At 25.3% G+C, this 14,599-nt stretch carries 14 protein-coding genes and 2 riboswitches; of the genes, 7 read left to right on the forward strand and 7 right to left on the reverse strand.

The features are described from left to right. Positions 1-44: 44 nt before the first annotated feature. On the reverse strand, positions 45-761 hold the full coding sequence (locus ACYUE0_RS06610) for a metallophosphoesterase family protein (RefSeq protein WP_061994945.1): 717 nt from the start codon (positions 759-761) through the stop codon (positions 45-47). 438 nt (positions 762-1,199) lie between these two features. Between ACYUE0_RS06610 and ACYUE0_RS06615 the strand changes: the two genes are divergently transcribed. After that, positions 1,200-1,700: a GNAT family N-acetyltransferase gene (locus ACYUE0_RS06615; protein WP_460269933.1), complete on the forward strand. Its 501-nt coding sequence runs from the start codon at positions 1,200-1,202 to the stop codon at positions 1,698-1,700. A gap of 74 nt (positions 1,701-1,774) precedes the next feature. On the opposite strand, the gene ACYUE0_RS06620 is transcribed toward ACYUE0_RS06615, so the two are convergent. The 3 genes from ACYUE0_RS06620 to ACYUE0_RS06630 form a co-directional block, all read right to left on the reverse strand. Further along, positions 1,775-2,308 carry a cysteine hydrolase family protein gene (locus ACYUE0_RS06620; protein ID WP_460269934.1) on the reverse strand — a complete coding sequence of 178 codons (534 nt, stop codon included), beginning with the start codon at positions 2,306-2,308 and terminating at the stop codon, positions 1,775-1,777. Between the two features lie 183 nt (positions 2,309-2,491). Beyond that, complete coding sequence (locus ACYUE0_RS06625; protein WP_460269935.1) at positions 2,492-3,283, reverse strand: YhfC family intramembrane metalloprotease; 792 nt, start codon at positions 3,281-3,283, stop codon at positions 2,492-2,494. Between the two features lie 224 nt (positions 3,284-3,507). Continuing rightward, positions 3,508-4,275, reverse strand: coding sequence for a polysaccharide deacetylase family protein (locus tag ACYUE0_RS06630; RefSeq protein ID WP_460269936.1), 768 nt, complete (start codon positions 4,273-4,275; stop codon positions 3,508-3,510). A gap of 175 nt (positions 4,276-4,450) precedes the next feature. Beyond that, a riboswitch (SAM riboswitch) is annotated at positions 4,451-4,553 on the forward strand. Between the two features lie 67 nt (positions 4,554-4,620). Further along, positions 4,621-4,721, forward strand: a riboswitch (SAM riboswitch). A gap of 115 nt (positions 4,722-4,836) precedes the next feature. Here ACYUE0_RS06630 and ACYUE0_RS06635 point away from each other — a divergent pair. The 3 genes from ACYUE0_RS06635 to ACYUE0_RS06645 are packed head-to-tail and all read left to right on the forward strand — an operon-like array spanning position 4,837 to position 7,361. Next, entirely contained in the window at positions 4,837-5,871 is a 1,035-nt protein-coding gene (locus ACYUE0_RS06635) for a methionine ABC transporter ATP-binding protein (RefSeq protein WP_460269937.1), read from the forward strand. Further along, entirely contained in the window at positions 5,871-6,506 is a 636-nt protein-coding gene (locus ACYUE0_RS06640) for a methionine ABC transporter permease (protein ID WP_061994951.1), read from the forward strand. The genes ACYUE0_RS06635 and ACYUE0_RS06640 overlap by 1 nt, the downstream gene beginning before the upstream one ends. An 18-nt stretch (positions 6,507-6,524) precedes the next feature. After that, entirely contained in the window at positions 6,525-7,361 is an 837-nt protein-coding gene (locus tag ACYUE0_RS06645; protein WP_061994952.1) for a MetQ/NlpA family ABC transporter substrate-binding protein, read from the forward strand. Positions 7,362-7,430: 69 nt separating this feature from the next. Here the strand turns inward: ACYUE0_RS06645 and ACYUE0_RS06650 are convergent, their stop codons facing one another. Beyond that, entirely contained in the window at positions 7,431-7,577 is a 147-nt protein-coding gene (locus ACYUE0_RS06650) for a small, acid-soluble spore protein, alpha/beta type (protein WP_082761150.1), read from the reverse strand. Between the two features lie 417 nt (positions 7,578-7,994). Here ACYUE0_RS06650 and ACYUE0_RS06655 point away from each other — a divergent pair, with 417 nt between their 5' ends. After that, positions 7,995-8,780, forward strand: coding sequence for a Cof-type HAD-IIB family hydrolase (locus tag ACYUE0_RS06655; RefSeq protein WP_061994953.1), 786 nt, complete (start codon positions 7,995-7,997; stop codon positions 8,778-8,780). 198 nt (positions 8,781-8,978) lie between these two features. Beyond that, positions 8,979-10,142 carry an iron-containing alcohol dehydrogenase gene (locus ACYUE0_RS06660; protein ID WP_061994954.1) on the forward strand — a complete coding sequence of 388 codons (1,164 nt, stop codon included), beginning with the start codon at positions 8,979-8,981 and terminating at the stop codon, positions 10,140-10,142. A gap of 99 nt (positions 10,143-10,241) precedes the next feature. On the opposite strand, the gene clcA is transcribed toward ACYUE0_RS06660, so the two are convergent. Further along, positions 10,242-11,819 carry a H(+)/Cl(-) exchange transporter ClcA gene (clcA, locus tag ACYUE0_RS06665; RefSeq protein ID WP_460269939.1) on the reverse strand — a complete coding sequence of 526 codons (1,578 nt, stop codon included), beginning with the start codon at positions 11,817-11,819 and terminating at the stop codon, positions 10,242-10,244. Between the two features lie 331 nt (positions 11,820-12,150). Between clcA and ACYUE0_RS06670 the strand changes: the two genes are divergently transcribed. Further along, positions 12,151-13,053: a chemotaxis protein gene (locus tag ACYUE0_RS06670; RefSeq protein ID WP_460269940.1), complete on the forward strand. Its 903-nt coding sequence runs from the start codon at positions 12,151-12,153 to the stop codon at positions 13,051-13,053. Positions 13,054-13,456: 403 nt separating this feature from the next. Here the strand turns inward: ACYUE0_RS06670 and ACYUE0_RS06675 are convergent, their stop codons facing one another. Next, positions 13,457-13,954 (reverse strand): hypothetical protein, encoded by a 498-nt coding sequence (locus tag ACYUE0_RS06675; protein ID WP_460269941.1) that lies wholly within the window; start codon positions 13,952-13,954, stop codon positions 13,457-13,459. Between the last annotated feature and the right edge of the window lie 645 nt (positions 13,955-14,599).

Here is a 14,599-nt window from a genome sequence, read left to right on the forward strand (position 1 = left end):
TTACATATTTAAACTAATTACCTTGTTTGTTATATATAATAAAATTATCCTAAATTATAAAATAATTTTAATATATTATCTTTGTCAGGAACATTTTCATTGAAAAATTCCATTATAGTTTTGTCTATATTATATTTTATACTTTTAAAAGAAATATCTACAGTTCCATCATCGTCGAATTCCATAACCGCAAAGCTTACATACCCACCATCTCTAGAACATCCTATAGATCCTGGATTTATTATAGGTTTTCCTTTCCAATATTTTACAAGTGTTTGGCAATGACTATGTCCAATTAAAACATAATCGCAAACATCCCCATAATCTTCTGTAAATTCATCCAAAGTTACTTCTTGATAAAGAAGCGGTAATTCATTCATACTATCTATTCTGGAATGAACCATAAGAATTTTTTTTCCTTTTATTTCAATTATTCTTTCTGTAGGAACGGTTTTTAATTTATTAATCCTTTCTTCACCTAGAAGATTAATATTCCACTTTTGATGTTCCTTTTCACCTTCCGTAAATTCTTCACAACAATTAGTAACTATTGAATAATCAGTATTCCCTAAAATATTTATAAACCTTTTATCATTCATAATAATATCAAAAACTTCTAAAGGATTAGGCCCTTCCTGTATAAAGTCACCTAAATTCAAAATCTTATCTACATTTTCTTTTTCTGCGTACTGTAAAAAAACATTGAAAGCTTCCATATTACTATGAATATCAGCAATAACTAATACTTTTTCCTTCCCCATAGACTACTCTCCTTTGATGTTTCATTGAAATAATACTTAATTTTCTAAATTTTCCAAATAGTTATTTGTATATATTATATCACTTAAATTTTTTTAAACAATTATTTTTACTATTTTTAACAATTTTTATATGTAATTAACATTTTATTCATTATACTATTTTATCCATATATATTTTAAAATATACTATATGATTTTATTATAAGGTTCCAAACTGTCTTTTAAATCTATATTAATTAAATTTCTTTTAACTTTTAACATGATAGTTTTAATATTTTGTATTTAATGTTAAAATGTTCCTATAGAATTAAATAGATATGATTTTATCTATTAGTATTTGAAATCAAACATGCTTTTTTGAGACTTATGACTTATACGTTGTGGACTAAATTATTAATTTACTCATACTAAATTGCTATACATTGGAGGGCTGAATTTATGTATATGTTTTGTGAAAATGATAAATTGTATTTGAGACCATTAATACTTAAGGATTCAGATTTTATTTATGAACTTAAAGAAAAAAATAAAAATTTTATTTTAAACTATGCTGAAGTATCAAAAAATGCTCAAAAAGAAAAAATCAAAAATAGTATTTCTAAAGATGATGAATTATATTTACTTATCACATTAAAAGAAACAAGCAACCATATAGGTTATATACACAGTAAATTTTTTAATAATGGAAAAATTGCTGATATAGATTTTGTAATAAATGAAAATAATTCTAAACTAATGGAGGAATCTTTAATTTTGTTTAGAAAAGAACTTTTTAAACAAGGGTGTATTAGATTAGAATGTAATATTTGTAGTTCTAATCTATTAGGAAAAAAAATATTAGAAAATTTAGATTTTAAATTAGAAGGCACTAAAGAAATGTCATATTTTAACAATAATAATTTCTTTGATATTTTAGTGTTTGCTTCATTAAATCGTTAGTTTTGCAAGTGTGTATTATTTTATATAAAAAAACAGTGTATCATTAAAATTATTTTAATATACACTGTTTTTATTTATTTTATATTTTCTAATTCTAAAAATTCATTTAAATACAAAACTTCTATTTGTCCAGACCAATTTAGCACTGAACCAACTAAATCTTTTATATCTAAATCTTCCATATCATATGTTTCAGAACTATTAACAGTTCCTGTAGCATCTTCTATAAAAGTAACTTTATAACCTCTATCAAAAGCTGCTATTGCTGTAAACATACAACAGAATTCTGTATTAAAACCTACAATTATAACTTCATTTATGTTATTTGCCTTTAATATTTCTTCTAAATTTGTTTTGAAAAATGCACTTGGTGTAGTTTTAATTACTAATTCATCACAGTAATCTATAAATTCTTCATGTATATTTCCTCTGTCACAGTTTGGGTTAAAAGGACTCTCATCGTTTTTTTCTACATGTTTTGTAAATATTATTTTATCACCTTTTGCCTTGCATATATTAATAATTTCTCTTATTTTTTCTTTTTCTTCCTTAAAATTTTTTTGACTTAAAATATGTTTTTGCATATCCACTACTATTAATGCTTTCATATTATATTCACCTCATAATTTCCTTTAAACATTTAACTAAATAAATTGATGAAAACAATCAATCTACTTTTTCATTTGATTATTTATTATTTTCTATCTCTTTAATATTATAAGTTAAAATGAAATCATTACAAGAACTTATTTTATGTTTTTATATAATATCTTCTCTATTTTTGAATTGAATTATATCTTTTCTTTAAACTTCTTCCTAGTTTTTATTATTATGAATAAAATTACTATAGCAATTATCACCAAATACTCTTCTAAGAAGATTATATTCTGTATAGCATTCACTTGATATAATGCAACAGGAAAATTTATAACTGCATGACATAGTATAGCCAAGAAAAAATATCTTATCTTTCCCTCTCTTACTGCATACAAAACTAAAAGTGACAATCCTAATTGAATTATTAATGAACTAGATCTCTCTATTCCTGCTATAATCCATGTATAAGATGGCATTTGAATCATTTGTTCTTTTATATACATTAATGTTTGTGCTGTACTATTATCAACCTTGTCTAATAAATTTTCAAAATTACCCGTATTTATCTGAATTGCTGTTATAAGATTATTTATATACATACTTCCAGCTATTAAAAAAGCTTCTATACCTCCATGTCCTAATCCATAAGCTATACCATTTTCAAAGCTTCTATCTTTCTTTAAAATCCATTTAAAGCATATAAATCTTGCACTTTCTTCAAATATTCCAGCCATAAGACCACCATAAAGCATATATGCTATTGGTTGTCTTAAGAACGTAGCAGTTTTTTCATTATTATATAAAACATACTGATGTATAGAACCTTCTAATAATTTAACTGCCAATAAAAAAGCAATTGCCCCTACTATTACATATTTTAATGATATATTATGTTTCTTTCTTAAAAATACTATAAGTGCTATTGGCACAATAATACTTAATATAATTGTAATTATCATAAAAAATATAGAACTTCCACTTACCACTAAATCATCTCCTTAAAATATTATAATTAAAGCATTTAATATTGTGATACATTATATTTAGAATTTTTAATGAAGTTATTCTTTTTCTAAATTTTTATTTAGTTTTTTATTTATTATACATAATATCATAGATTTGTTACAATTTAATTATAAAGTAGTATATGTACAAAAAACTAACAGTTTTTTGTACATAATGGATATAGTTCTATATTTTAATTTTAATCTTAATTATATCTATTTATTAATTTCTTTTCTATAAGAATTTCACGTTCTTTTTCATCTACCATATCTAAAGATTTAAACTCATATCCTTGTTCTTTTAAAGATTTAATAATTGTTCCTAATGCTTTTGGAGTAGTCTTATTTGATGCACCATCATGCATTAAAATTATTATTCTTGATTTATCAAGGTTTTTACTATTCATAGCCTTAGAATAGTTGGATATTAATTGCTCTACTGGAATGTTTATTCCCATTGCATCTTCAATAGATACATTCCAGTCTACATAATATAACCCCCTACTAATTAAACCATCCCTAATTTGTTTTAATGTTGATTTTTGTGGTATTCCTGTACTTGACCCACCAGGCATTCTCATAAACTCACAATTTTTCTTATTTAAATTTTCATTTAAAACATTTTTTACTTTTTCATAATCATTAAAATACACATCTGTACTTACATAATTACTATCATTATGGGTATATGTATGAGCACATATACTATGATTTTTTTCTTTAATTTCTTTTAAGATATTAGGATTTTCTTCTACTAATTTTCCTATAACAAAAAATGTAGCCTTTATATTTTCCTCATCTAAAATTTTCAAAACCTCTAACGTTGTTTCTGTTGGTCCATCATCAAAAGTTAAATATGCTATTTTATCATTTTCTTTACATTTACTATCATCTGAAATAGCTAAAACACTTATTGATGTGAAAATAATAACACTAATAATAATTGTAACTAAAAAAAAATTCTTCCTTTTCATATTGGTTTATCCTTCCTTTCTATACTTCAGCAATTCTTTAAAGTCATATATTATTATTAGTATTATTGTTTTTTATATGCTAAAGAATCTTCAACTATAGGTATGAATGTCAAAATAATGTTGACATTTTGATTATTTTCTATATAATATAAAATATAGTTAAAATTTAATAGTTTTCTTATTACGAGTGATTGAGGGATCTGGCCCTATGAAGTCCGGCAACCAGCTTTTATTAAGCATGGTGCTAATTCCAGCGGTGTTACGCCGAAAGATAAGATTTGTATTTATCCTCTTATCTTTAAAGAGGTTTTTTTGTTTTTAAAATTAAATATATAAATCTAAATACTCTTATCCAGAGTGGCGGAGGGACTGGCCCTACGATGCCCAGCAACCAGCTTTCATTAGGCAAGGTGCTAATTCCAGCGGTTTTTACCGAAAGATAAGAAAATCCCCTTCTTATCTTTTGGAGGGGATTTTTTTATTGCTAAATTTTAATACATATATTCAATACACTATTTCTATAGTTTTAACCATAATTACATTGAGGATGTGAAAATAAATATGATAAAAATTAATAATTTAACTAAAATATATAAATCTAAAAGTTTTAAAGAAATTATTGGATTTGAAAATTTAAATTTAACTATTAGCGAAGGCGACATATTTGGAATTATTGGTCCTAGTGGCGCAGGTAAATCTTCTGTTTTAAGATGTATTAATTTACTTGAAAAGCCTACTAAGGGAGAAATTCTTTTTAAAAATATATTAGATTTTAAAAATACCAATGATTTTATAAATATATTAGATTTATCTAATAAAGAGCTTATTTCTATAAGAAAAAAAATAGGCGTTATTTTTCAAAATTTCAATTTACTTATGAACTCTACTGTTTTTGAAAATATTGCTTTTCCTTTAAGAATAAATAGAATATCTGACAGTGATATAACTAAAAAAGTTACTGAACTTTTAAAATTAGTTGATCTTTATGATAAGAAAGATTATTATCCTTCTCAACTGTCTGGTGGACAAAAGCAAAGGGTAGGTATCGCTAGAGCACTAGCTAATGACCCTAAAGTTCTTTTATGTGATGAGGCTACTTCTGCCTTAGATCCTAGTACTACAGATTCAATACTATCTCTTTTAAAATCTATAAATGAAAAATTTAATATAACTGTGATTTTAATAACTCACGAAATGGATGTTATAAAAAATATCTGTAATAAAGTTGCTGTATTAGATAAAGGAAAAATAGTAGAACAAGGTTATGTAACTGATATATTTGCAAACCCAACTTCTAATATAACAAAAAAATTTTTAAATCAAAATATTACTGTTCCTGATTCTATAAAAAATAGCTGTGAAAATTCACACTCTATAGTTAAACTTACATTTTTAGGTTCTAACACAACAACATCTACAATATCTCATATTTCAAGAGAATTTAATGTGGATATAAATATTATCTCTGGAAACATAGATATTGTTCAAAATATTCAAATTGGTCATCTTATTGTAAATATTGCTTCTAATAAAAATTTAGATGAGATCCGCAATTATTTAATTAACAATGATATAGGATGGGAGGTTCTTAATTAATGATTTATGCTTTACTACAAACACTATATATGGTATTTTTTTCAACTATTTTCTCTTTAATTATAGGTTTTCCGATTGGTATTATTTTAGTACTAACAAGTAAAAATCACTTATGTGAAAACTTAAAGTTAAATTCTTTTTTAGATACTATAATAAATATATTTAGGTCAATTCCTTTTATAATTTTAATAGTTGCATTATTTCCTATTTCTAAATTTATAGTTGGAACAACTATTGGAACTACTGCTGCAATTCTTCCTCTTTCTATAGCAGCTGCTCCATTTGTAGCAAGAATTATAGAAAGTTCTCTTAAAGAAATTCCATTTGGTATTATAGAAGCTGCATTATCTTGTGGAGCAACAAATATGCAAATTATCTTTAAAGTAATGCTCCGTGAAGCAATTCCATCACTTATATCTGGAATAACCCTTACAATAATAAATATTATAGGATATTCTGCTATGGCTGGTGCAGTTGGAGGCGAAGGTATTGGTGATTATGCTATAAGAGAAGGTTATATGAGATATAACAACAATATTGTCTTATTAACAATCTTAATTTTAATTGTAGTAGTTCAACTTATTCAAAGCATTGGCAATTATTTATGTAAAAAATCCAACAAAAAAGTTCTTTAATTTAGGAGGTATTTATTTATGAAAAAATCTTATTTTACAATAATCTTATTAACTTTATCCTTAATAATTTTTACAGCGTGTTCACCTAATAGTGGTTCTAAAGACTCTTCAAAAGAAACTAATAATTCTAATGAAAAAACTATAGTTATAGGAGCTTCTCCAGTGCCACATACTGAAATTTTAGAATTTGCAAAAACAAAATTAAAAGATAAAGGAATAAATTTAGAAATTAAAACATTCACAGACTATGTTGTACCAAATAAAGCTTTAGATTCTGGTGAATTAGATGCTAACTTTTTTCAACATAAACCTTATTTAGATGATTTTAATAAAAATAATGGTACTGATTTAATTTCAATTGGTGAAATACACGGTGAACCTTTATCTGCATACTCAAAAAAAATAACAAATTTAAATGACTTAAAAGAAGGTTCTACTATAGCTATACCAAATGATGGTTCAAACGGTACAAGAGCATTAAAACTTTTAGAAAAGGAAAAGCTTATAACACTAAAAGATTCTAATAAAACTATACAAACTGAAAAAGATATAAAAGATAACCTGAAAAATTTTAAAATTAAATCTATAGAAGCTTCTCAACTTCCAAGAATATTAGAAGACGTTGATATTGCAATTATAAATGGAAACTATGCATTAGATGCTGGACTTGATACTAAGTCTACATTATTTTCAGAAGATATATCTGATATAAATGAATATGTTAATATTATAGCTACCACTTCTGAGAACAAGAACAACGAAGCACTTAAAGAGCTTGTTGATTTTCTTAAAAGTGATGAAATGAAACATTTTATAGAAGATAAATATGGTAACGCTATTCTTCCCGCTAATTAATAATAAATTTATCTTATATACTTTAAAAGGGTATGAATAAAATTCATACCCATTTTTAAATATGTTCAGTTATTTAACTGATTTTCCTAATTTTTTAGATTCTTTAGAAACACCTACTTCATTTGATGTTTCCATATTCATTTTTTCTAATTCTTTTTTAGTTTTTTGACCTGCTTTTTTATTATCCTTACTATTTTTATTATTCTTATGTGACATATTACTCACTCCTTTCCTATGCTAAATCTTAAATATATCTCATAAATAGTATCAGTATTGCAGAGAAAATTATACATATATTCTGATTATTCGTTTTAGTTAATCTTTTTATTTTTAAAATATTTTATATTATAATTAATTTAAAATATAAATTTCATTGAATATAAGGTTTCAAGTTAACCTTTAAAATTATCCATTCCAAAACTTAGATACCTAAAATAGTGAGACATGCTCCGAATCACTTAGAATTCAACACTATATTTTGTATAAAAATATTTTAAAGTTATTGAATAAATTTGAAACCCTATAACTTCAATGAAACAAGTAGGAATTAAAATTAATATATAAATTATATATTAATCTTAAATTCTTATATTTAGATAAATTAATAAACAAACTTAAGAAAAGGTGATCGGTATGATAAAATTAATTGCAAGTGATATGGATGGAACTTTACTAGACTCTAACGGTATTTTACCTTTAGACTTTTATTCTGTACTCTCTAAACTAAATTCTAAAGGTATAATGTTTGTAGCTGCCTCCGGGAGACAATATCATAATTTAGTTAAGACTTTTGACAAAGTAAAGAATGATATTATTTTTGCTGCTGAAAATGGAACTTATATTGTTCAAAATGGCAAAGAATTATATTCAAATTGTATTTCTAAAGATATAATACCTGAATTATGTTCATTAGCTGCTACTTTTGATAACTGTTATATTCTTTTATGTGGAAAAAAGGCAGCTTATTTACAGACTAATAAACCTTCTGTAGTAAAGGAAATAAAAAAATACTTTGAAAATGTAGAAATTGTAGATAATATAGCTACAATAGATGATGAAATTTTAAAATTTACTTTATGTGATTTTAATGGAGCTAACGGAAATTCTTATGAAGTTTTCAATGAAAAATATAAAGACAAGCTTAAAGTTGTAACTTCAGGTAATATTTGGCTTGATATTATGAATAAAGATGCTAATAAAGGTGTTGCTATTAAGTTTTTGCAAAATAAACTTAACATCTCTTTTAGTGAAACTATGGCATTTGGAGACTATTATAATGACTTAGAAATGCTTAAGGCATGTAAATATAGTTATGCGATGGGAAACGCTGTGGATGCTGTAAAAAAAGTTAGTAATTATTTAACAGACACTAATGAAGAATATGGTGTGCTTAAAGCTATAAGAGAAGCAGTTATATAACTGCCTCTTTTTAATTATATATGTTTTTAGAACAATACTTGCTCTACATTAGTTAACAATAAAATTATATAAAAACATCTAATTAAAATCATAATGCCATATTAATAAATAAGTAAAACAACTACTATATTGATTTATCAATATAGTAGTTGTATAATTTCAATTAATATTCAAATAAATTTTAGGAGTGATACTACAATGTTAAATTTTTCATATAAAAACCCTACAAAATTAGTTTTTGGTAAAGATACTATATCATCACTTGGTTCTAATATAAAATCTGATTCAATTGATAAAGTTCTTTTATTATATGGTAAAGGATCTATTTTCAAAAATGGAGTTTATGATTTAGTTACTGAATCTCTTAAAAATAATAATATAGAGTTTATAGAACTTTCTGGTGTTAAACCAAACCCAGTACTTTCTAAAGTTAAAGAAGGTATAGATATAGTTAAGAATAATAACTTAAAAGCAATCGTAGCTGTAGGTGGTGGAAGTGTTATTGATTCTGCTAAAGCTATATCTGCTGGTTCTTGTTATGAGGGCAATGTTTGGGACTTGTTTGAAGGTAATGGTAAACTTGCAAAAGCACTACCTATATTTACTGTACTTACTCTTTCTGCAACTGGTTCTGAAATGAACTGTGGTGGTGTAATAACAAACGAAGATGAAGGTAAAAAATGGTCATTCGGTTCTCCATTGCTTTATCCTAGAGTATCTATTCTTGACCCATCAATACAATCTACACTTCCTACAAAGCAAACTGTTAATGGTGCTGTAGATACTATAACTCATGTATTCGAAGCATATTTTGGTGGAACTAAAAATACAGATATGGTAGATGAATTATCCGAAGGCATTATAAGAACAGTAATAAAACATTCTAAAATTCTTATTAATGATAGTAATAACTATAATTCTAGATGTGAGCTTTCTTTTGCCGCAACTTTAGCTTTAAATGGTCTTAATGGCTTAGGAAGACTTGGAGATTGGTCATCTCATTCTATAGAACATTCATTAAGTGTTTTAAATGATATATCTCACGGTGCTGGTCTTGCTATAATTATGCCTGCATGGATGAAATATGTTTATAAAGAAGATATCTGTAAATTTGCTAAAATGGGTAGAAATATTTTTAATATAAATGAGTGTGATGATGAAAAGGCCGCATTAAGTGCAATTGAAGCTCTTAAAAACTACTATAAAGAAATAGGAGCACCAACTACTCTTAAAGAAGTAGGAGTTTCATTTAAAGACTTAGATTTTGTTGCAGATAATGCAGCAATGTCTGCACCTTTAGGTACTTTTAAAAAGTTAAATAGAGAAGATATTTATAAAATACTTCAAATAGCTTTTGAGTAAATATTAAACTAAAATCCAGAATTTTTATCCTTATAATAAAAGAAGTACTATTTAATTAGCTTTAAATAGTACTTCTTTTTATAAAGAAATAATAATTTATTAATTATTACATAATCCTGTACATATATTATCTAATTTTTCTAAAATACTTGAGGCTTTATCTTCATCAACTAATGCAACTATATAATCCCCACTAAGTATCCTTGTAAATCCTCTAGGTATTATTTCTTTGTCTCCTCGCTTTATTGCCACAATTAAACAATCCTTTGGCCAGTTTATATCTTTCATTAATTGTCCCTCTGTAGTACATCCCATGTGGATAGCATATTCTATCAATGTTTTAGTCTTACTGTTTCCTTCAAAATTTTCCCCATTCTTTCTTAAAATATTTTCTAGTAAACTTTCATAAATTGGTTCTGATTTTAATAAATCAGAAGTTATATATGCAAATATACAAACTATTGCTAAAGGTAACATATGATCAAAAGAACCTGTCATCTCTGTAATTAATATTATACCTGTTATAGGTGCTTTAACTATTGCAGTAAAATGTCCTGCCATTGCTAATATTATAAAAGTTAATATATAAATGCTAGGTACTCCTAAACTATAACATACTATAATGCCAAAAATATTTCCTACTAATGCTCCAAGTACTAATAATGGAAAAAATATTCCCCCAGGTATACCTGAACCAAAGCATATAAGAACTAATAAAAATTTTATAACTAAAAAAAGCAACAAAGTTACCAATACATACTTATTTTCTGACAAGCTCATTATAAGATTATGACCACCACCAATTAATATTGGTGATATTACACCTACAATTCCTGTTACTATAAAAGGTATTATTGTCTTTACTTCAATAGGAATTCTCTTAAAGCTACCATAAATTTTTTGACTTTTTAATATTCCTTTGTTAAAAATTGTACCACTTATACCAACTAAAACTCCTAATAATATTAAAACCCAATAAAACTTCAAAGGCAATGAAGCTATTCCTTTAAAATTTAATGCTGGATCTAAACCTAAAAATCTCTTTGCCACAAAATCTGCTGTAAGTGCTGATGACATGGCAGAAAGTAAAACTAATGGAGAAAAATTTTTATGAGTTTCCTCTAATGCAAACATTACCCCTGATAATGGTGCATTAAATGCAGCTGCTAATCCTGCACTAGCTCCACTTGTAGTTAAAAACTTTTCTTCAATATTTACTCTTTTAAAAATCCTAGAGAACCCTTGTCCAACTGCTGCTCCCATTTGAACTGATGGACCTTCTCTTCCTGCTGAAAGACCTACCCCTAAACAAATCACTCCACCTATAAATTTATTTATAAGAACTCGTAACCAATTAATGTTTAATTTTCTAACTAAAAATCCCTCTACTTGAGGTATCCCACTACCTGATATCATCGGCTCTTTCTTTACTAACACACCAACTAAATATCCTAAAAATGATAAAATTATAATTATAACTGCTATTTTTATAGGGTTACCCTTTGAACTACTATAAATATCATTAGAAATTTTAAATAATTTATCTATAGCTAACCTATTCAAAACAATAATTATACCTGTAATCAGGCCAACTACAGCACCTTCAATTATAAGCTTAAATCTTAAATTTTTTCTATGTGATAAAATATTAGTAGTTTTATCTTTAGATATCTCCATTTTAATCCTCCTTTTCTTAATGTGAACAGCAAAAAACTAAGCATTTAAAATTTAAATACTTTTTCATATACTTAAAATTATTTATACTTTATATGAATTTGCCCTTTTTTATTATATAACTCATATCAAATTATTTCAAATTTATAAATTAAAATTTAAAATACATTAAAGCAACTATCTTTTTACACGAAATATATATTAACTTTTTCTATAACAAAATTTTTATTATAATATTATTCATAGAAAAGTTAATTTGCAAATTTATACTAAAAACTGTATATTCAAAATATATATAATATATTAATATTTTTAAAAAGTAGGTGTTAATTTTATGAAAACAGATATACTACTAGAGTCTGGTACTGGTGAAGTTGAGATACTAGAGTTTATAGTAAATACTAAACATTATGCAATAAATGTTATAAAGGTTAAAGAAGTGGTCGATATAGATAACCTAACAGAACTACCTAATAATCATCCTTCTATAGATGGTGTAGTTCTTTGTAGAGATGAGATACTTACCTTAATTAACTTAAGTCAAGTTCTTGATTCTCATAAGAATAATAGTACAAAACCTTTTAAAGCTATTTTATGTGAATTTAATAAAGTTAAAGTAGCCTTTAAAATAGATGATATTGTTGCAATTCACCGTATTAAGTGGGAACAAATTCGAAAGCCTGATGAAATTTCAACTAATCCTTTAGTAATTGGAAACATATTATTTAAAGACAAAATTATATTACTTTTAGATTTCGAGAAAATTATTACTGACATAAACCCCAAAATAGGTATAAGTGAAGATAAAATTAAAGATGTACATTGTAAAGATAGACATGGAGTAAAAATTGTTTTAGCTGATGATTCAGCATTAATAAGAACACTTTTAAAAAACACACTGAATAAAGCTGGTTTTAATGATTTAATATTTTTCAATGATGGTAATGAGGTATTAACATACCTTACTGGCTTAGCTGAAAGTAAAAAAGAAAACTTTATAGATGATGTTCAAATACTTATAACTGATATTGAAATGCCTCAAATGGATGGTCATACCCTTGTAAGAAAAATTAAAGAACATACTACTTTAAGAAAATTACCTTGTATAATTTTTTCATCTTTAATTACTAATGATTTAAAACATAAAGGTATTGATGTAGGTGCAAACGCTCAAATTAGCAAGCCTGAAATTGGACAGCTTGTAGACACCATAGATGAATTTATAATTAATAAATAACTATAAAAAGCACTAACAATATTTTTTTTAAGTTATTGTTGGTGCTTTACATATAAATTAACTAATTATAAACTCTAATTTCAACTTGTAATTTTATCAAGTTGAAATTTTTTATAGGGTTCTAAGTTTACTTTTAAAATCACTCGCTTTAAAACTTGGATACTCAAAATAGTAAGACATGCTCCGAATCACTTAGAATTCAACATTGCATTTTATATAAAAACATTTTAAAATTATGGAATAAGTTTAATTTTTAACTTATTTCTCTGTACAGGGTTCCAAGTTGACTCTTAAAATTATCCATTCCAAAACTTGGATATCCCAAATAGTGAGACATGCTCCGAATCACTTAGAATTCAACACTGCATCTTGTATAAAAATATTTTAAGGTTATCGAATAAATTTAAATTGGAGCTTGTTTCCCTATATAACTCTTGTTGTATAGCTGCTCTAATTTTTTTATATATTCCTCTTGTATATTTATTATAATACTTAAAACTTTATATTCAGAGGTTTCCCAATCATCCTCATCTTTTGTTATTCTACCTCTTACATCTATAAATAGTGCCCTAACATCTTTATTTATTTCTATTGCACATTCAATTAGCTCTTTTGTATTAATTCCGCAACTATGACTACTAATTTTATTGTTAAATTGAGTAATAAGTGATGAAATTTTATCATATAAAAAAAAATTTATTTCTTTTGTACTTTCATAATCCATAGACTCCTTTAACCCTTTATAATAATTAATTTTTTCCTTCTCATGTTTTTTTAATATATTTACAAAAACATTAAAAGAACTTATGTTGTTATTATTTTTAATATTTTCGTAAAAATTTAAAATTTTATTTGATGTGTCTATTACCTTGTCCACTAAATCAATTGAATTATAACCCATTTCATTTCCTCCTGCGTTCTAACAACATAAAATCTTTTTAATATTAAATTTTCAAACTTCACGTTGCGCTCATAATATACTTACGTATATTTCTATACTTTAGTTAAGTTATCATCATATTTATTTTATTGAATTAACAGCTATTCTGATACAATTTCTATATAATCTCTTTTTAAACACTTAGATTATTTCTCACTTTTTTCATATTTATATATTACTATATTTTTTATTTTAATTAAACTTTTATTAAATGATTTTTTACCTGTAAAATCTTAAAATAATTTTTACTAAAAGAAAAAATTTATCTCAATTTGAAATTCAACAACAAATTTAATCTACTTTTTATTTATTATGCTCACATATATTCCTTAATTTAATATGATTATTATCTTCTATGTAACTTTCAATATATAAAGAATTTAATGCAGTTTATAATATTAATCATTTAACTGTTTTTATCTTAATTTTTATTAGTATATACCCTATAAATATATACTAGTCATAACCACCCGTAAAACGGGTGGCTTGCTCAAGCCCTATAAGGGCGTATTACTTCCAACACCTAAATGGTGTTAGCTTTCATTTCATTCAAGCCATTGTGGACTGATTACTTAACTATACCCTTAAAAGGGTTCTCTAATTCTT

Source organism: Clostridium sp. CTA-19 (assembly GCF_054767855.1).